General features: G+C 60.7%; 19 protein-coding genes. 6 read left to right on the forward strand and 13 right to left on the reverse strand.

Going from position 1 to position 16,795, the window contains the following annotated elements:
* Positions 1-129: 129 nt before the first annotated feature.
* The 7 genes from PSH81_RS23865 to PSH81_RS23895 form a co-directional block, all read right to left on the reverse strand.
* Positions 130-1,287 (reverse strand): glutathionylspermidine synthase family protein, encoded by a 1,158-nt coding sequence (locus PSH81_RS23865; RefSeq protein WP_226455822.1) that lies wholly within the window; start codon positions 1,285-1,287, stop codon positions 130-132.
* 12 nt (positions 1,288-1,299) lie between these two features.
* Positions 1,300-2,013 carry a DUF1190 domain-containing protein gene (locus tag PSH81_RS23870; RefSeq protein WP_192299059.1) on the reverse strand — a complete coding sequence of 238 codons (714 nt, stop codon included), beginning with the start codon at positions 2,011-2,013 and terminating at the stop codon, positions 1,300-1,302.
* 18 nt (positions 2,014-2,031) lie between these two features.
* A complete protein-coding gene (locus PSH81_RS23875; protein WP_192299060.1) occupies positions 2,032-2,460 on the reverse strand; it encodes a DUF350 domain-containing protein in 429 nt (142 codons plus the stop codon).
* A 15-nt stretch (positions 2,461-2,475) separates the two neighbouring features.
* Positions 2,476-3,138 carry a DUF2491 family protein gene (locus tag PSH81_RS23880; RefSeq protein WP_305391596.1) on the reverse strand — a complete coding sequence of 221 codons (663 nt, stop codon included), beginning with the start codon at positions 3,136-3,138 and terminating at the stop codon, positions 2,476-2,478.
* 163 nt (positions 3,139-3,301) lie between these two features.
* Positions 3,302-3,862 (reverse strand): rhomboid family intramembrane serine protease, encoded by a 561-nt coding sequence (locus tag PSH81_RS23885; protein WP_305391597.1) that lies wholly within the window; start codon positions 3,860-3,862, stop codon positions 3,302-3,304.
* A gap of 148 nt (positions 3,863-4,010) precedes the next feature.
* On the reverse strand, positions 4,011-4,709 hold the full coding sequence (locus PSH81_RS23890; protein WP_192299063.1) for a PspA/IM30 family protein: 699 nt from the start codon (positions 4,707-4,709) through the stop codon (positions 4,011-4,013).
* Positions 4,710-4,726: 17 nt separating this feature from the next.
* Positions 4,727-5,308 (reverse strand): YjfI family protein, encoded by a 582-nt coding sequence (locus PSH81_RS23895; RefSeq protein WP_305391598.1) that lies wholly within the window; start codon positions 5,306-5,308, stop codon positions 4,727-4,729.
* Between the two features lie 369 nt (positions 5,309-5,677).
* Between PSH81_RS23895 and ycaC the strand changes: the two genes are divergently transcribed.
* The 3 genes from ycaC (at position 5,678) to PSH81_RS23910 (ending at position 7,625) form a co-directional block, all read left to right on the forward strand.
* Entirely contained in the window at positions 5,678-6,310 is a 633-nt protein-coding gene (ycaC, locus tag PSH81_RS23900) for an isochorismate family cysteine hydrolase YcaC (protein WP_192299065.1), read from the forward strand.
* 333 nt (positions 6,311-6,643) lie between these two features.
* Positions 6,644-7,288 (forward strand): NAD(P)H-dependent oxidoreductase, encoded by a 645-nt coding sequence (locus PSH81_RS23905; RefSeq protein WP_305391599.1) that lies wholly within the window; start codon positions 6,644-6,646, stop codon positions 7,286-7,288.
* Positions 7,227-7,625 (forward strand): MerR family transcriptional regulator, encoded by a 399-nt coding sequence (locus tag PSH81_RS23910; RefSeq protein WP_226455826.1) that lies wholly within the window; start codon positions 7,227-7,229, stop codon positions 7,623-7,625. The genes PSH81_RS23905 and PSH81_RS23910 overlap by 62 nt, the downstream gene beginning before the upstream one ends.
* On the opposite strand, the gene PSH81_RS23915 is transcribed toward PSH81_RS23910, so the two are convergent.
* On the reverse strand, positions 7,622-9,568 hold the full coding sequence (locus tag PSH81_RS23915) for a hypothetical protein (RefSeq protein ID WP_305391600.1): 1,947 nt from the start codon (positions 9,566-9,568) through the stop codon (positions 7,622-7,624). The two genes, PSH81_RS23910 and PSH81_RS23915, sit on opposite strands and share 4 nt — an antisense overlap.
* A gap of 343 nt (positions 9,569-9,911) precedes the next feature.
* Here PSH81_RS23915 and PSH81_RS23920 point away from each other — a divergent pair, with 343 nt between their 5' ends.
* The 3 genes from PSH81_RS23920 to dxs all read left to right on the forward strand — a co-directional run bounded on the left by PSH81_RS23920 (position 9,912) and on the right by dxs (position 13,047).
* Positions 9,912-10,154 carry an exodeoxyribonuclease VII small subunit gene (locus tag PSH81_RS23920; RefSeq protein WP_305391601.1) on the forward strand — a complete coding sequence of 81 codons (243 nt, stop codon included), beginning with the start codon at positions 9,912-9,914 and terminating at the stop codon, positions 10,152-10,154.
* Complete coding sequence (ispA, locus tag PSH81_RS23925) at positions 10,151-11,038, forward strand: (2E,6E)-farnesyl diphosphate synthase (RefSeq protein ID WP_305391602.1); 888 nt, start codon at positions 10,151-10,153, stop codon at positions 11,036-11,038. The genes PSH81_RS23920 and ispA overlap by 4 nt, the downstream gene beginning before the upstream one ends.
* A gap of 110 nt (positions 11,039-11,148) precedes the next feature.
* Positions 11,149-13,047 carry a 1-deoxy-D-xylulose-5-phosphate synthase gene (gene dxs / locus PSH81_RS23930; protein ID WP_305391603.1) on the forward strand — a complete coding sequence of 633 codons (1,899 nt, stop codon included), beginning with the start codon at positions 11,149-11,151 and terminating at the stop codon, positions 13,045-13,047.
* Positions 13,048-13,101: 54 nt separating this feature from the next.
* Here dxs and PSH81_RS23935 read toward each other — a convergent pair whose 3' ends face one another.
* The 5 genes from PSH81_RS23935 to thiL form a co-directional block, all read right to left on the reverse strand.
* A complete protein-coding gene (locus tag PSH81_RS23935; RefSeq protein ID WP_226455831.1) occupies positions 13,102-13,890 on the reverse strand; it encodes a cobalamin-binding protein in 789 nt (262 codons plus the stop codon).
* Positions 13,887-14,306 carry a nuclear FMR1 interacting 1 family protein gene (locus PSH81_RS23940; protein ID WP_192299072.1) on the reverse strand — a complete coding sequence of 140 codons (420 nt, stop codon included), beginning with the start codon at positions 14,304-14,306 and terminating at the stop codon, positions 13,887-13,889. Before PSH81_RS23940 ends, PSH81_RS23935 begins: the two co-directional genes overlap by 4 nt.
* Entirely contained in the window at positions 14,303-14,920 is a 618-nt protein-coding gene (gene ribA, locus PSH81_RS23945; RefSeq protein WP_016978544.1) for a GTP cyclohydrolase II, read from the reverse strand. Before ribA ends, PSH81_RS23940 begins: the two co-directional genes overlap by 4 nt.
* 129 nt (positions 14,921-15,049) lie before the next feature.
* Positions 15,050-15,769, reverse strand: a complete 720-nt coding sequence (locus tag PSH81_RS23950; RefSeq protein WP_192299073.1) for an ABC transporter substrate-binding protein — start codon at positions 15,767-15,769, stop codon at positions 15,050-15,052.
* A 55-nt stretch (positions 15,770-15,824) separates the two neighbouring features.
* Positions 15,825-16,790 (reverse strand): thiamine-phosphate kinase, encoded by a 966-nt coding sequence (gene thiL / locus PSH81_RS23955; protein WP_226455832.1) that lies wholly within the window; start codon positions 16,788-16,790, stop codon positions 15,825-15,827.
* Positions 16,791-16,795 lie beyond the last annotated feature (5 nt).

Below are 16,795 nucleotides of genomic sequence, written 5' to 3' on the forward strand. Positions count from 1 at the left end.
CTGCTTATGTTTAAGCCATGCTGTTTTAATTCAATATATCGCCTACGTGCACAAAGTTCCCCTCTCCACTTCAGCCCTGATCAATAACCGACTGACATTCACCAGACATTGCCGAGAAGCCCGTCGTTTTCAATCCAGTATCAAATGCGGCAAAAACCGACTCGAATCCTTCGTTATCAAACTATTATCCTCGCGCACGCCAATCCCCGCCGCCTGGTCCCCGATCACCCAGGAACCAATCAACGTATAACTGTCCCCAAACCGCGGCAGCGGCGCGAACTCCTGAAGGATGAACGGCGCATCCGTATAGGGCCCGTCTTCCTTCACGATCAGCCCATCCACCGTTTGCAGTTCAATGTTCGCCCCTTCCCGTGAGAAGAACGGCTTGCGCACCCAGCCCTTCGGCACGGCTTTACCCGGATCGGTATCCAGGTGCGCCGCGAGTAAATTCGGGTGGCCGCTGTTGAACTCCCATAACAGGGGAAGGACGCCTTTGTTGGAGAGGATGGATTTCCATGCCGGCTCGAAGAACTGCGTGTCGCTCTGGGCAATCGCGGCACCAAACGGCTCATGGAAGATGAACTCCCAGGCGTGCAGCTTGAACAGGTGGGGAATCCAGCGATCCTGGAGGTCGACGAAGCGGCCTTCGCTGGTCAGGCCGATGTCTTCGATGTCGATATGACGGGATTCGATGCCGACTTTTTCCGCGACGAGGCGCAGGTAGTCGGTGGTGCCTTTGTCTTCGACCGAGTCTTTCATCGAGGCGAAGTAGAACGGCTGGTTCACCTGCAATTGGGCAAAGGCCTGGTGCAGTTTGGTGTCGATGCTGTTGAACTGGTCGGCGTGCTTGGGCAGCAGGCCGCGCTCGATGCATTGTTCCAGCCAGCCCCACTGAAACGCCGCAGCCTCGTAGAGGCTGGTCGGTGTGTCGTAGTTGAGTTCGAGCAGTTTGGCGGGACCGTTGCCGTTGTAGGAAAAGTCCATGCGCCCGTACAGGTGCGGGTGGCCTTCGAGCCATGAGGTGCGGATCATGTCAAAGAACGGCGCGGGAATGCTCAGGCGCTCGAGCAACTCTTCGCTCTGGACCACACGGGCCACGAGGTCCATGCACATCTCATGGATCTCGGTGGTCGGGTCTTCCAGGTCCTGCTCAATTTGCTTGAGCGTGAACTGGTAGTACGCGCGCTCATCCCAATAGGGCTCGTTGTCGATGGTGTGGAACAGGAAGCCGAGGCTGTCGGCGGTTTGTTTCCAGTCGTGACGTTCTGCGCATTGGATTTTCTTCATGGCCAGCCCTCCTTAGCTGCTCGACCTACCGCCGCCCCAGCCACTGCGTGCGCTGGCCTTGCTGCCGAAGCCACCACGGGAGGTGGCCGACGCAACGGAGCTGGACTTGCTGGAGGAACGCAGCGTGTTGGTGTAATTGCTGCTGCCGTACCTGGCCTGGTTCGAGCGGCCGAAGGTCGCGCCTTTCGAGACACGTTGGTTGAGCGTTGAAGAGGCGTAATCGCCGCGATCATCGCGATAGCGGTACACCGGCTCGGAGCGGTAGCTGTTGCGATTGTTGCTCAGCATGTTGCCGATCAGCAGCCCAGTCAGCAGGCTGCTGGTGGAAAAGCCTGAGCCGCCACTGCTCGCTTGCGCGCCCGCCGCCTGGGCGTTGGCCGCATCGACCTGGGATTGCGTTACCTGGCCTTCGGCGGTCAGTTCGAAACCACCCAGCCTGGGGATGAATTTTCCGCTGGAGTCCTGTTGGCACCAGTCAGCGACAAAGTCGGCATCGCAATCGGCCTGGCTGTCGTACACCGGCGCAATCCGGCGGTGCTCGGCCATCGCGGTCATATAGGCGTCCGAGCAGACGTCCACCGGCAGCTTCTCATCGGCACATTGCTGAACCGACTGGAAGTTGTACTTCTTCTGCAAATCGTAGGTTTTTTCCGTCGGCCCACAGCCGGAGATCGCCATGGCGACCGACGCTGCCAGCGAAAGCTGGACATACTTGCTTCGTTTCATCGGGAGCTCCGTGCGCGATCAGTTCTGGGTAGGCGTCATGCACGCGGCATTCAACATGCCGACGCTGATGGCCACTGCAGCCACGTAGATGCCGGCCGCGAGCTCGCCGTTCCTGATGCGCTCGGACGTGCCTTTGAGCACCAGGCTGGTCAACAAAAACGCCAGCAGTTGGACGACAGCCGCGATGATCGCCCAAACGGCGAAGTCGAGAAGGCTGATCGAATAGGCAATCACGTTGCTGGCAGGAATGGCAAAACCGATGATGGCGCCACCCAGGGCGACCGCCGCGGACACGTTGCCCGCACGGATCAGCTCGAACTCCTTGTGCGGGGTGATGCGGGTGTAGATGAACTGGAACAGCACGAACAGTACGGCCGCACCGAGGATGTAGAGGACAAACCCGAGTACGGCGGCTTTGTTCAGGGAAATGGAAAGAGCTTCTAGCATGGATGGCTTCCTTTTTTAGAGCGCGGTCAGGTCGGTGGTGTACAGCGAAATGCCCAGCGACGTGCTCAGGCTGATGGTGCCTTCGGCGTCTTCTTCGACAGAAAACAACAGGAACTCGCGTCGATCGGTCAGGCCGGTGTCACGGGCATATAGCATCGAGCGGTGCTCGACGCTGTAGGAATCCTCGGGGCTTATCACCTGCTCGCTCATCGCCACCAATTCTGTCTGGCCGTTTTCGCTGCCCCACACACGGGCGTATTCGACGCCGTCGTGGGTGTAGGTCGGCAACCCGATCAGACTCTGCGGCCCGGCCAGTCGACGCAGTTCGGCTTCGCTGCTGAGGGTGACGTAGCTCAGGTAGTTAAACAGGATCACGGACTCCACCTGCCCGGCGATCTCGCCCGTGGTGTGGACCTGCAACCAGTAATCCTCGTCGTTCATGTAATAGCGCGACAGCCAGGTCGACTGCCCGAGATCCACGGTGCCGTTGCTCCAGATTTCCTGGGAGCCGGGAATCACCACCGAGGTTTTCTCATCGAGCAGCAACTTCAGGCTCGTGTCGAACATCACGCCTTTGCCTGGGGCCAGGCCCAATGGGCCAGTGCTTGGCAAGAGCGGTTTCGACTCGGCATTGGCTCGCGGGGCCTCAAGCCCCATCAACTGTTTAAACCATCCCATTGGAGATTTCCTTGAGGCAGGTAGAGGCGCAGCCTTCAATGCGCATGGCACTGGGCGGGCTGATCGAAGCAAGAAGAGAGTTGGCGCAACAACAGGAAAGTCGACATTTTTGCCCCTGGTTCCTTGGGTACTTGATTCCTGAAAGCAGGATGCTCAAGCGCAGTCAGCCGGCATTAAACCTGCTGCGCGGCGCCGAGAGAAGTACCTTGGCTGCAATAAATCCGGCGAACGCACCAAACAGATGCCCTTCGAAGGAAACCCCCTGGCGAGGCAGGAAACCAAGGATCAGGCCACCATAAAGTACCGCCACCACACCGGCCGTTATCAGGTTGGCCCAGCTGCTGTGAAACCAGGCCCGAGACAACAGATAAGCCCACAGCCCGAATACCCAGCCGCTGGCGCCCACGTGTATACCCGCAAAACCGAACAGCCAGACCAATGAGCCGCCCAGTACAATTATGATCGCGCTGACGCTGACGAACCGGTTGAGCCCTTCGATAATGACCAGGGTGCCCAGTACCAGAAACGCGATCAGGTTCGCACTGAGGTGGGCAAAGGACCCGTGCAGGAACGGTGACGCGAGGATGCCAAGCAATCCCTGCACCGTTCTCGGGACCAGGCCGAATGCCATGAGGCTGTACCCGGTCGCGACATTGAGCAGTTGCAGTGCAACCATGCACAAGGCCAGGCCTGCGATTATCTTGAAACCCTTCAAGGCATCCATCCTGACCTCGACGTCGTTAAAAAGCAGATAGGGTAAGAATTGACCTGTGGCGAGGGCGCTTGACGCGAAGCGGCCCCCAGCTTTTGTTTGCGCCGTCCAGCGGGAGCAAGCGCCCTCACCACAGGTGCAGTGTTCGCCCTTGTCGGCCTTACTCGGCTGACTTTTTCTTCAGGCGTTCGAGGATCGCATTGGCACTGCCTTCATTCGGCGTGATGCCGGCTTCACGCAGCTTGCGCTCCAGGTCGGAGCCCGTCGACGCCTCGGCCAGTTCATCCTGGGCTTGCAGTTCAGCCGCGCGTTGCTGCTGCTTGGCCTGCAAGCGATTCAGCGTACCGACAGCGGTCTCCAGCTTGCCGTTGGCACCGCCACTGGCGATGGACGCGCTGACTTGAGCCTTTTGCACGCTTTCACGCGCCTTGGCCATGTCCACTTGCTGGCGCAGGCTTTTGATCCGGCTTTCGGCCTTGGTGATGTCCTTGCGCATGCTGTCCGCGTAACCACCGAACTCGGCGGCCTGCTTTTGCTCGACATCCCGCTCGTTGGTCAGGGTCGAAATGGCTTCGGCCACTTCCAGGGCCAGGTCTTCACGATTGGCCTGGATAGCCGCCATCGCCTTGGACTCCAGGTCCTTGATCTTGGCGTCGTACTCACCGACGCGATCAGTCGCCAGTTTGTGCTTGGCCATGATGCTGACCAACTCACGCTTGGCGTTGGCAAGCGCGGTGTCGGCGTCGCGGATTTCCTGGTCGAGAATACGCAGGGCCTGCTGGTCGACGATCGACTCGCCGACTTCGCTTGCACCGCCACGCAGCGCGGTGAACAATTTGCTCCAGATGGACTGAGTCATTGGGTACTCCCGAATACTTAATTGAAGAAACGTTCGAAGGCTTCGCTGGCGCGCTGCACGTTGTCGACCAGGGTTTTCACCTCGGTCACGATGTTGGTCAGGCTGGAGTCGGAGCTCAACGCGCCGAACATGTTGTAGACAACTTGCCCATTAGGCATCGACTCGATGCCGATCGAGGACAGCGGGAACATTTCCCGGCTGCGCAACACGGCGTCATTGAATTTCGGCACGTCGTTGATGGACTCGACGTCGACCAGCACGGTATCCACGATGATCTGCTCGCCCACCACCGCGATGTAAATCGGCAAGCCACCGAAGTCGTTCATCTCCAGCTTGATGCTGGACTCGGAGCCTTGCACCAGAGAAAGCGTAATGTCATTGGCGACCACTTCGTCCAGGGCCTGGAGAGCGGTGAAGAGGCGATCGATATTCCAGTTGTTACCTGCGCTCATGTAATTCTCCGACATGAATGAGCCAACCAGGATCGGCTGGCGGAGCTGTTTCTCCATCTGCTTGAGCAGGCTTCGGTTTTCGGGAAGCACCCAAGTCTCGTGTTTCACATACCCGGCGGCCGCCAGGCCCGCGCGCATCTGTTTCATGTAGAAGCTCGATGGCTTTTTCGCGGCCGGTTTCAAGCGCTCTCCTTGAAAGCTTGCGGAATCGGAATCGGACCCGGCGGACGGGCTCGATGGAGAGCTGCTTTTCATGATGCTGACCTCGTAGTGAAAAACTCACGCGTGAGAAAATCTACAGGCAATTTTCATCACGCTCAATAGCTCACGCGTGAGATTTTTTGTATGACTTTTCTTGGCTACGTCCCTCCCCGTACGGGTGAAGATTCAACGATTGTCGCTTTTGAGTTGACGGTATTACCCATTTCAGCCGATTTATCCACCGCCACCCACCCATTAATCTGTGCCCATGTTGAACGCAACGCCCAACCAACCTAAACAAAAAAGGATTCAACCATGAGCACTCCAACCTACAACCGCTTGAACAAAGACGACGCCGTAGTCCTGCTGGTCGACCACCAGACCGGCCTGATTTCCCTGGTGCAGGACTTCTCGCCCAACGAGTTCAAGAACAACGTGCTCGCCCTGGCGGACCTGGCCAAGTTCTTCGAACTGCCGACCATCCTCACCACCAGCTTCGAGCAAGGCCCCAACGGCCCGCTGGTGCCAGAGTTGAAGGAAATGTTCCCGGACGCGCCGTACATCGCCCGCCCAGGCCAGATCAACGCCTGGGACAACGAAGACTTCGTCAAGGCGATCAAGGCCACCGGCCGCAAGCAGATCATCATTGCCGGCGTGGTCACCGATGTGTGCGTAGCGTTCCCTACCCTCTCGGCACTGGCCGAAGGCTTTGATGTGTTCGTGGTCACCGATGCCTCGGGCACCTTCAACACCACCGTGCAGCAGGCCGCATGGAGCCGCATGACCCAGGCCGGCGCGCAGATGATGAACTGGTTCTCGGTGGCGTGTGAGCTGCACCGCGACTGGCGCAACGACATCGAAGGCCTGGGCAACCTGTTGTCCCAGCGCATTCCGAACTATCGCAACCTGATGAATGGTTATGCGGCGCTGACGGCGCACAAGAACTAAGCAAAGCGCGTTAAACAAAATGCCTGCCCTGAAAAGCAGGCTTTTGTTGTTTGCGCTCCTCTAACCCCCGCAGAAAGTCGGTGACATGCTTGATCAACGCGGTTTCTATGTCGTGCTCCTGCGCGTCCAACGCCAGGCTCAAAAAGTCAAAGCGGGAGTGTTGAGGCAAGCTAGCCAGCGTCATCCAAGGCCACAAAGCACAACGAACGCTTCAGGAAGGGCCTCTCAAGGATTGCAGATCCGTCCTGCTGGCAATTGCAAATAGGCGTATTGCTTGACTCTCCCCTATACAGCACCCCCTACCCTGAACCCCCACTTTCAGGACATCCCGCCATGGCCCATCGCATCCTGGTCATCCTCGGCCACCCCTCCACGACCAGCCTCTGCTCTGCCCTCGCCGACGCCTACATCCGCAGTGCAAAAACCGCAGGCCATGAGGTGCGCGTCCTACGCTTGGGCGAGCTTGATTTCGACCCGATCCTGCACAACGGCTACAACCAGATTCAACCCCTGGAAGCCGATCTGCTCCGCGCGCAAGCCGACATCCTGTGGGCCACACACCTGACCTTGGCTTTCCCCATCTGGTGGGGTGGCATACCGGCCTTGATGAAAGGCTTTATCGACCGTATTTTCCTACCCGGTTTTGCCTTCAAATACCGAGCAGGCAAGGCGTTTCCTGACAAACTCCTGCGCGGCCGAACCGCACACCTGTTGGTGACCCTGGATACGCCGCCGTGGTATTACCGTTGGTTCTATCACATGCCGGGCGTACATCAGATGCGCAAGACCACCCTGGCGTTTTGCGGCATCAAGCCGATCAAGACGTTGCTGTTCGGGCCGGTCCTCGGATCGACATCCACGCAGCGCGACGCCTGGCTGAAACAAGCCGGCGCACTTCTGGAAAAAGGGAGTTTTCATGTACATCGGCAAAGCCGCGCAACTGTCGGGCACGACCATCAAGGCGATTCGTCACTATGAGGCGATCGGCCTGCTGCCGACGGCCCGGCGCGAGGGCCAATACCGGGTCTATTCAGAGCAAAGTGTCGAGCTGCTGATGTTCATCAAGTGCGCCCAGCAACTGGGATTCAAGCTCAAGGAGTTGCAGGAAATTCTCCACGGCGCCCCGGCAGGTGCGTTGGCACAACAACGGGCGACGGCGGCGATTGCGCAAAAGAAGCATGAACTGGTCACGCAGATTGCAGCCCAGCAGCAGGTGCTGGCCGGTTTGCTGGCCTTTGAGGCCAGCCTGCAAGACGCGCAGGGGCAATGCCAGTTTGAACGCCTGGTTGAAACTGGCCGCCCGTCCCGCACTTAGTTGAGCACGTCTCCCCATTTGCGTTGCACTTCGCGCTCCTGGGCGACGCAGACACGGGTCAGTGCGTCCACCCAGGCCACCGCGCCGGTGTTGGCGGCACGAAGCAGCAACATGATGTCATCCATCTCGAAGTCACCCGGTTCACTGACGGTGCTGTGCTCGTCGAGCATTTTCCTGACCAGCTCGTTGAGCTGCTGCTTGCTCGCCACTTTGGTCATGATCAACAACATCGGCAGCACATCATCGTCCAGATTGAAGGTGCTGGCGGGGTTACGTTCCTCGTAGCTGCTGCAGATCACGCCGAAACCGTTGAGGAATGTCTCGAAAATGTTCTCCTGAGTACGCACGGCCTCCGGCACCTTGTGGAAGGAAAAACCGTACATCAGCGCCAGCACAAAGAAGACCTGGTCCTCGACCTTTTTATCGGGAGCGCCAATCAGTTTTTCCGCCTTGGGAATCAGCGCTTCCAGGAAATCAATGGGCAACTGCCAGATGAACTCGGCATCCGGGTCTTCGAGCTGATCCTGTTTCATCTCCTGCAAAATCGCACGCAGGATGTCGACGGGTTGCTGCCCCGGCCGCAGCTCGGGTTCATCGTCCATCAACAGGTCGTCCAGATCGGCATGGTAGCCACGGCTCACGGGCGCCGCCGGCGTGATGTCCGGCAAGGCAGCGACGCGTTCGGCTTCGCCGGTCAATAGTTTGTCGAGGAGTTTGTTGCGGTTTTCCAGCATGAAGCGCACGAAGGTATCTTCCTTCAGCGCGAGACGAACCACCCCCGGCAGGAAGGCATAAATGAACACGCCCAGCTTCTCGACGTTGGCGTCATCACGCAGTGCAGCCAGGGACGCCTCGCCGGTTTTTTCCTTGAGAAACGGCAGGATCTTGGGCTTGTTTTGCTCGATGGCCACGGCGACATAACCGAGCAGTTTGTCTTTGCCGCTGACCTTGCTCTGCTGCTCGGCGGGACTACGTACTGGTGTGTCTTCGATGACCGCCAGGGCAGAAATTTCTTCCACCTGCGCAGGCTCCAACACCTCAGGTTCAGGCTCGGGCACCACCTGCTGGGGCGCAGGGGTGTAGTCGACCGAGGCCTGGCGCACATCGATCAACGCCTGGTCGATCAGCGAAAAGAACTCGCCCAATTCCTTTTCGCCTACCTGAGTGAAGGAGCCGACCTTACGCGAGTTGACGTACAGGTCGCGCTTCTCCACCGCCAGCCCCTCCAGATGGCGCCAGAAAAACAGGCGCGGTGCTTCAAACACCATTTTCAGCGCCAGCTTGCTCTCGCCCATCAGCACGCCTTCCTTGGCGCCACCGAACAGGGTGTCATCGATCAGCACCAGCACTTCGTCTTCACGCATATTGGCGCCGTAAGACTCCAGCGCCGCTTGCAGTTTTTTCTGCGGAATGTGCGGGCGCACGTAAACGCGCTCCAAGCCCAGGCGCTCGGCCAGGTTGACGCTCATCTGCACCACCGACTCGACTTGGGCGGCGCTCAACTCCTGATTGCCGGCGGCAGCTTTCACTTCGGTGCGCTTGGCCGAAGGCGCAGCATCGGACTGGCTGCTCATCCACTCCAGGACCAATGCGAAACAGCGGTTCAGATCCGCCTTGTCCGGCATGTTGAAGGCAATTGCCTGACGCTTGTTGAGGAAGAGTTTGCTGCCCTGGAGCTCCAGCGACTGCACCTCGCTGTAGGCGTAGGTGACAGCGTCAGTGAAGGTTTCACGGATCGCCAGGCAGTCGTGCGCGATCAGGCAACCGTCCTTGCCGCTGCCAAACATGGTGTCGTCGACCAACACCACCACGTCGCTGGGGTCCAGCGTCAAATCGTAAGCGGCCAGCGCGTTGCTCAGCAGCTTCTTGGGAATATTGGGTGCTACATAGACACGCCCCGAGCTTGAGTATTTCCTGGCCTGCAAGAACGCCAACAACGACATATCCCTATCTCCTCAAACGCGCTTTTTTTTGCCTGCACTGTCCACGGATGGCTGCAGGTCGTGACGCAGAATAGCACCGGGCCATCATCGAGATAACCGTCAATTAGGCTACACAATCGGCTCACACGCCTGCTGACCACATTTCTATGCAGCAACGTCGAGCAGTACAGCGTGGATCAGCACGGCCTGATCGACCAACGGTGCCTTTTAAGGCATCGCCCTATAAGGGTCGCGGTATGCGCTATCAAATCACTGGCCCAGACGATCGAGCCCCCACTCATTTGCCCCCATCCCCCATGTCTGCTAGTGTCGCGCCGGTTTACCGTCTACCGGAATAGCCGCCATGGCCCGCAAAAAAGTTGCACTCGATTTCGAACAATCCCTCGCCGACCTGCAAACCCTGGTCGAGCGTCTGGAGAACGGCGAGTTGTCGCTGGAAGACTCGTTGACAGCGTTTGAGCAAGGCATCGGCCTGACCCGCGACTGCCAGAGCGCCTTGGCGCAGGCGGAGCAGAAGGTCCAGGTGCTGCTGGAGCGTGACGGGGAAATGGCCGAAGAACCTTTCGATGCGGAACAGCCGGAATGATCGACGCGTATCAGGCCAGTAGCCAAGCCCGGGTCAATGCGGCGCTGGAGCCCTTGTTTGTTGCGCCAAGCCCCGAACTCACACGTCTTTATGCAGCCATGCGCTATAGCGTGATGAATGGCGGCAAGCGCGTGCGCCCGTTATTGGCCTATGCCGCCTGCGAAGCCCTCGGCGCGCCTGCCGAGCAGGCCAACGGCGCGGCGTGTGCGGTGGAGTTGATCCACGCCTATTCCCTGGTGCATGACGATTTGCCGGCCATGGACGATGACGATCTGCGTCGCGGCCAGCCCACCACCCACAAAGCCTTTGACGAAGCCTGCGCGATTCTGGCCGGTGACGGCCTGCAAAGCCTGGCGTTCAGCGCACTGCTGGACCCGACGCTGAGCGACGCCAACGCCGAGATCCGCTTGCGCATGGTCACCGCCCTGGCCCTGGCGGCGGGCCCCGCCGGTATGGTCGGCGGCCAGGCCATCGACCTGGGTTCGGTCGGCCAGAAGCTCGATCAACACGCCCTGGAATACATGCACCGCCACAAGACCGGTGCGCTGATCGAAGCTGCCGTGCAACTCGGCGCCCTGGCCAGTGGCCGTGCCGACGCTGCGCAGTTGGCTGCGTTGAAAACCTATTCCCGCGCCATCGGCCTGGCTTTCCAGGTGCAGGACGACATCCTCGACGTCGAAAGTGACACCGCGACCCTGGGCAAACGCCAGGGCGCCGACATCGCACGGGACAAACCGACTTATCCTGCGCTGCTTGGGCTTGAATCGGCCAAGGCCTACGCCTTGGAACTACGCGACCAGGCCCTGGACGCCCTGCGACCTTTCGACGCGGCAGCCGAGCCACTGCGCGACCTGGCGCGGTATATCGTCGAACGCCGGCACTGATTACTGCGGCCATTGCAGCCGCATATCAGCCAAGTTCGGCGCTCTGCGTGGGCAGTTTGCGATGCTTGAGGTAAACTGCCGCCTCTTCTATACCTATAACGATTCGCCTGATGCCCACGACGTTTCAAGAGATTCCCCGCAAGCGCCCGTCCACGCCCCTGCTCGACCGTGCTGCCACGCCGGCCGGCCTGCGTCGTCTGGGTGAAGCCGAGCTGGAAACCCTGGCCGATGAGTTGCGCCTGGAATTGCTCTACACGGTCGGCCAGACCGGTGGGCATTTCGGTGCCGGCCTGGGCGTCATCGAGCTGACTATCGCCCTGCATTACGTGTTCGACACCCCGGACGACCGGCTGGTGTGGGACGTGGGCCATCAGGCGTATCCGCATAAAATCCTCACGGGCCGCCGCGACCAGATGGGCAGCCTGCGCCAGAAGGACGGCATTGCCGCCTTCCCGCGTCGCTCCGAGAGCGAGTACGACACCTTTGGCGTCGGTCACTCCAGCACCTCCATCAGTGCCGCGCTGGGCATGGCGATTGCCGCCCGCCTGCAAGGCAGCGATCGCAAGGCGATTGCGGTGATCGGTGATGGCGCGCTGACCGCCGGCATGGCCTTCGAAGCGTTGAACCACGCGCCGGAAGTGGACGCCAACATGTTGGTGATCCTCAACGACAACGACATGTCGATCTCGCGCAACGTCGGTGGCTTGTCCAATTACCTGGCAAAAATCCTTTCCAGCCGCACCTACGCCAGCATGCGCGAAGGCAGCAAGAAAGTGCTCTCGCGCCTGCCCGGCGCGTGGGAAATTGCCCGGCGCACCGAAGAATATGCCAAGGGCATGCTGGTTCCCGGCACCCTGTTCGAAGAATTGGGCTGGAACTACATCGGCCCGATCGACGGCCATGACCTGCCGACCCTGATCGCCACGCTGCGCAACATGCGTGACCTCAAGGGCCCGCAGTTCCTGCACATCGTCACCAAGAAAGGCAAAGGCTTCGCGCCTGCGGAAGTCGACCCGATTGGCTACCACGCCATCACCAAGCTGGAACCGCTGGACGCCCCCGCCGCCGCGCCGAAAAAGGCCAGTGGGCCGAAGTACTCCGGCGTGTTCGGCGAATGGCTGTGCGACATGGCCGCTGCCGACCCGCGCCTGGTGGGGATCACCCCGGCGATGAAGGAGGGCTCCGACCTGGTGGCCTTCAGCGAGCGCTTCCCGCTGCGCTACTTCGACGTGGCGATTGCCGAGCAGCACGCGGTGACGTTCGCCGCTGGCATGGCCTGCGAAGGTGCCAAGCCGGTGGTGGCGATCTACTCCACGTTCCTGCAACGCGGCTACGACCAACTGGTACATGACGTCGCCGTGCAGAACCTCGACGTGCTCTTCGCCATCGACCGCGCCGGCCTGGTTGGCGAAGACGGCCCGACCCACGCCGGCAGCTTCGATTTGTCCTACTTGCGCTGCATCCCCGGCATGCTGGTGATGACCCCGAGCGACGAGAACGAACTGCGCAAGATGCTCAGCACCGGCCACCTCTACAACGGTCCGGCCGCCGTGCGTTACCCCCGCGGCAATGGCCCGAATGCAGTGATCGAGAAGGACCTGGCGCCTATCGAGATCGGCAAGGGCATCGTGCGACGCCAAGGCCGCAAGACAGCGTTCCTGGTGTTTGGCGTGCAACTGGCCGAAGCCCTGAAAGTGGCCGAGAAGATCGACGCTACCGTGGTCGACATGCGCTTCGTCAAACCGTTGGATGAAGCCTTGGTCCGCGAGATGGCCGCCAGCCATGAGCTGCTGGTGACGGTTGAAGAAAACGCCATCATGGGCGGCGCGGGTGCGGCGGTCAGCGAGTTCCTGGCGCGGGAGAACATCCTCAAGTCGGTGCTGCACCTGGGCTTGCCGGATGTGTACGTCGAACACGCCAAGCCGGCGCAAATGCTGGCGGAATGTGGTTTGGATGAAGCGGGTATCGAGGCGGCGGTACTCAAGCGCACGGTACAACTGGGCCTGTAACCCGGATCAGAATGTGGGAGGGGCAAGCCCTTCCCACATTGGTTTGGACTACCTTCAGAGGCTCGGCGCAATCACCTGACACAAGCGCGCCAGCGCCTGCACCATCTGCCCACTGGGCCGCTCCAGCCCTTTGTCCGGCACCACCCGAACCCGCATCGCCATCGCCGGCCAGGCATTCCAGGCCTCTTTCTGCGCCTGATCACCGACCAGAATCACCTGCGGATCACGCTGCAACACCGACTCGATGCTCACCTGCGGCGCAGGCAGCTTGAGGTCATCGAACACATTGCGTGCGCCGCACACCTTCAGCGCATCACTGATGATCTGCTCACCGCCCACGGTATACAGCGGCTGGTTCCACACCTGGTAAAACACCCGCAACGGCTCGGCGCGCTGGTAACGCCGGCGCAGTTCAACCAGTTGTTCGCGCAAGTTGGCGGCCAATCGGCGGCCAGCGTCCGCACGCCCCAGTTGCACGGCAATCGCGTCCACCTGAATGACCAGTTGTTCAAGGCTATGGGGGTCGGCGAGGTAAACCGGAATATTCAAACGCTGTAGCTGCTCACGCTGCGCCGGGCCGACACTGCCGGGCCACAGCAGGATCAGGTCGGGTTTGAGGCTGAGCAGACGCTCCATGTCCAACTGGCCGTAGCGCCCGACTGACGGCACCTCTGCCAAGGCTGCCGGCCGTTCGCCGCTGTCGAGCACGCCCACCAGCAGGTCGGCGGCGCCCAGCTCAAGCACGATTTCAGACAGGGATGGCGCCAGGCTGACTACACGCTCAACCGCCAGCACCTGAACGCTGGATGCCAGCAACACAAGCGCCAGCCAGTGGCGCTTCATCCCAGTTGGCGAGGGATGCGGTAGAGGTAAAACAGCACCAGCGTCGACAGCGCCAACAAAAACAGTGGCACCGCTTCGAGGCCGACAAACACCGCCAGCGCGCCGATCCAGGCCGGTATGGCGGCAATCAGCAAGGCGGTACGTCGGCGGGCTGCCAGGGTGATCCAGGCCGCGGGCTCTTCAGGGGTATCGAGGGCTTTGGAGGTGGCGATCAACGCGTGTTTATAGCCGTGAAAGTAACGCAGGCTGAGAAACATCGAGGCCACGCCGGCGATAAAGAACGGCATGGCCAGTACCGGCAGCAGGGCTTCGGTCTGGCCAAACACCAGGTTGATCACAAACAAAGGCAGCAGCGCCAGGGCCAGGTACTGCCACCAGTTGAAGGACAGTCGCCGTTTCACCTGGCCACGGGTCACGCGCGGTCGACCTCGCCCTGATGCTCATTGCCCATCATGTGGTCGAGCTTGCTGGCTTTGGTGGCCAGGTAAAGCTTGTTGTGCGGGTTGTGCCCGGTGTGCAGCGGCACACGCTCGGCGACGGTGATACCCATTTCGGTCAAGGCCTTGACCTTGCGCGGGTTGTTGGTCATCAAGCGCAGGGACTTGACGCCCAGGTGCTCGAGCATCGGCAGGCAGATCGCATAGTCCCGCTGGTCGGCGGCAAACCCCAGGCGCTCGTTGGCTTCGACGGTGTCGGCGCCGCCATCTTGCAACTCATAGGCGCGGATCTTGTTCATCAGGCCAATGCCACGGCCTTCCTGGCGCAGATACAGCAACACACCACGGCCTTCACGGGCGATGGCACGCATGGCGGCTTCCAGTTGTGAACCACAGTCGCAACGCTGGCTGAACAGTGCATCGCCAGTCAGGCATTCGGAGTGCACGCGGCCAAGCACCGGCGCGCCGTCAGCGATGTCGCCAAGGCTGAGCACAACGTGCTCGCGGCCGGTGGCTTCTTCGAGAAAGCCGTTCATGGTGAACGTGGCAAAAGGGGTAGGCAGCTTGGAAGCGGCGACGAAAACGACGGGCACCGTGTGCTCCTGATTTCAGTTTTTACAAAGGCGGCCATTGTAACAGCACGTTCCTACAGACGCTTAAGCTGAATTATCGCTGATAAAGATCAATCGGTTCGATTGGCCTTCATCCCGGTTCTATGCAGGTCAGAACGGATACGGCTGTTTCCAGCGTTCAAAGATCGGTTTCAGCTCGCCGCTGCTCACAAGGGCGGCCATGCGCCGGTCAAATACCGCCATCAGGCTGCGGCCTCGTTCGGTATCGGCAAAACCCACGTACAGCGGCAGTTCCGCGAGATGCGTCAGTTTGAACCTGGAAGGGTCCGGCGCTTGCTTGAGGACTTCGCTGACCTCGGTCAGGGCATCGATATAGAAGTCCGCCCGGGCATGCAGGAGCATTGACGTGACGCTGTCGCGCCGCTCGATCTGGTTGAAACGCTGCACATTGGGCAGGTAGTCCTCGTACTTGTAGCCGCGCACCCAGGCCAGGCGATAGTTGCCCAATGTGGCCAACGTCGGCGGTGGCGTGCTGGCCAGTCCAAGGGCGTAGATATGGTCGGAGTCGAAATTCGAACGGGGATACAACACCCCGGTGGCTTCGTCGCGATAGGCGCCCACCCAGCCGTCCACCTCGCCGCGCTGGGTAAGGCCGACCGAGCGTGTATAGGGTTCGGTACGGGTTTGCAGGGTGATTCCCTCCGGCTCGAACACCTGGCGCAAGACGTCCCAGGCCAGACCGCTGCCATCGGTATTGGTGTAGTCGTCCCAGGCTTCACTGGCGAGCAGAACCTTGCCGGGCACCTGATCGGCCTGAGCCAAAGATGTCATTGCGCACAGTAGGATAAGCAGCCAGCGGCGCACATCCATACGGACAACCTCCTACTTCGTAACCATCGGATAGAGGGTAGCGCAGCGCGCCGACTTACGGCGCATCGCGAAAGTGCTGATAACCGCGCACGGCCGGGGTGATGTCCCGCCCGTTGGCGTCCAGCAGCGTCACGCCCTGCCCCACCTCGACCCGGCCAATCACCCGCACCGGCCAACCGCTGGCCAGCAACGGCGCCAGTTCGGCAGGTGGCAGGGTGAACGCCAGCACATAATCATCGCCGCCACTCAACGCGGCCACACGCGCTTCGTCATCGCCGACAAACGCCAGCAACGCCTCTGACAGCGGTAATCGCTCGCGCTCGATCAACAGGCTGACGGCCGAAGCCTTGGCGATATGCCCGCAATCAGCCAGCAGACCGTCGGAGATGTCCATCGCAGACGTAGCCTTGCCCCGCAGCGCCAGCCCCAGGGCCAGTTGCGGTTGTGGCGACCAGTAATGGGCCAGCAACGGTTCGGTGATGGCTGCGTCGGCGCTGCGCTGCCCCAGGACCAACGGCAAGGCACCGGCGGCGTTGCCCAGCTCACCGCCCACGCACAGCAGGTCGCCCGGCTGCGCACCGCTGCGGGTCAACGCCTGCCCGGCCGGCACACGACCGAACACGGTCAGGGTCAGGCTCAGCGGGCCACGTGTGGTGTCACCGCCCACTAGACCCACGCCGCAACTCTGCGCCATGGCGTTCAAACCTTGGGCATAGCGTTGCAGCCAATCGGCATCCACGGTCGGCGTGGTCAGGGCAAGGGTAAATGCGAGGGGATGGGCGCCCATGGCCGCCAGGTCGCTTACCGCCACGGCCAACGAGCGCTGGCCGAGCAGGAACGGGTCGCAAGGGTCGGAAAAATGCACCCCAGCCACCAAGGTATCGGTGGAGATTGCCAACTGCTCCCCAGCGGGGAGCGCCAGCAAGGCGCAGTCATCGCCGATCCCCAGGGCAATGCCTTCGCCGCCCTGCGCACAGGGCGCGGCGGCGAAGTATTTACGGATCAGCTCAAACTCGCCCATCAAGA

This window comes from Pseudomonas sp. FP2335, from assembly GCF_030687535.1.
Lineage (GTDB): Bacteria > Pseudomonadota > Gammaproteobacteria > Pseudomonadales > Pseudomonadaceae > Aquipseudomonas.

What these genes read in the sequence shown, in the direction of transcription:
- PSH81_RS23865 (WP_226455822.1), bottom strand. Translation starts at nt 1,287, where the DNA reads ATGAAGAAAATCCAATGCGCAGAACGTCACGACTGGAAACAAACCGCC.
- PSH81_RS23870 (WP_192299059.1), bottom strand. Translation starts at nt 2,013, where the DNA reads ATGAAACGAAGCAAGTATGTCCAGCTTTCGCTGGCAGCGTCGGTCGCC.
- PSH81_RS23875 (WP_192299060.1), bottom strand. Translation starts at nt 2,460, where the DNA reads ATGCTAGAAGCTCTTTCCATTTCCCTGAACAAAGCCGCCGTACTCGGG.
- PSH81_RS23880 (WP_305391596.1), bottom strand. Translation starts at nt 3,138, where the DNA reads ATGGGATGGTTTAAACAGTTGATGGGGCTTGAGGCCCCGCGAGCCAAT.
- PSH81_RS23885 (WP_305391597.1), bottom strand. Translation starts at nt 3,862, where the DNA reads ATGGATGCCTTGAAGGGTTTCAAGATAATCGCAGGCCTGGCCTTGTGC.
- PSH81_RS23890 (WP_192299063.1), bottom strand. Translation starts at nt 4,709, where the DNA reads ATGACTCAGTCCATCTGGAGCAAATTGTTCACCGCGCTGCGTGGCGGT.
- PSH81_RS23895 (WP_305391598.1), bottom strand. Translation starts at nt 5,308, where the DNA reads ATGAAACAGATGCGCGCGGGCCTGGCGGCCGCCGGGTATGTGAAACAC.
- ycaC (WP_192299065.1), top strand. Translation starts at nt 5,678, where the DNA reads ATGAGCACTCCAACCTACAACCGCTTGAACAAAGACGACGCCGTAGTC.
- PSH81_RS23905 (WP_305391599.1), top strand. Translation starts at nt 6,644, where the DNA reads ATGGCCCATCGCATCCTGGTCATCCTCGGCCACCCCTCCACGACCAGC.
- PSH81_RS23910 (WP_226455826.1), top strand. Translation starts at nt 7,227, where the DNA reads ATGTACATCGGCAAAGCCGCGCAACTGTCGGGCACGACCATCAAGGCG.
- PSH81_RS23915 (WP_305391600.1), bottom strand. Translation starts at nt 9,568, where the DNA reads ATGTCGTTGTTGGCGTTCTTGCAGGCCAGGAAATACTCAAGCTCGGGG.
- PSH81_RS23920 (WP_305391601.1), top strand. Translation starts at nt 9,912, where the DNA reads ATGGCCCGCAAAAAAGTTGCACTCGATTTCGAACAATCCCTCGCCGAC.
- ispA (WP_305391602.1), top strand. Translation starts at nt 10,151, where the DNA reads ATGATCGACGCGTATCAGGCCAGTAGCCAAGCCCGGGTCAATGCGGCG.
- dxs (WP_305391603.1), top strand. Translation starts at nt 11,149, where the DNA reads ATGCCCACGACGTTTCAAGAGATTCCCCGCAAGCGCCCGTCCACGCCC.
- PSH81_RS23935 (WP_226455831.1), bottom strand. Translation starts at nt 13,890, where the DNA reads ATGAAGCGCCACTGGCTGGCGCTTGTGTTGCTGGCATCCAGCGTTCAG.
- PSH81_RS23950 (WP_192299073.1), bottom strand. Translation starts at nt 15,769, where the DNA reads ATGGATGTGCGCCGCTGGCTGCTTATCCTACTGTGCGCAATGACATCT.
- thiL (WP_226455832.1), bottom strand. Translation starts at nt 16,790, where the DNA reads ATGGGCGAGTTTGAGCTGATCCGTAAATACTTCGCCGCCGCGCCCTGT.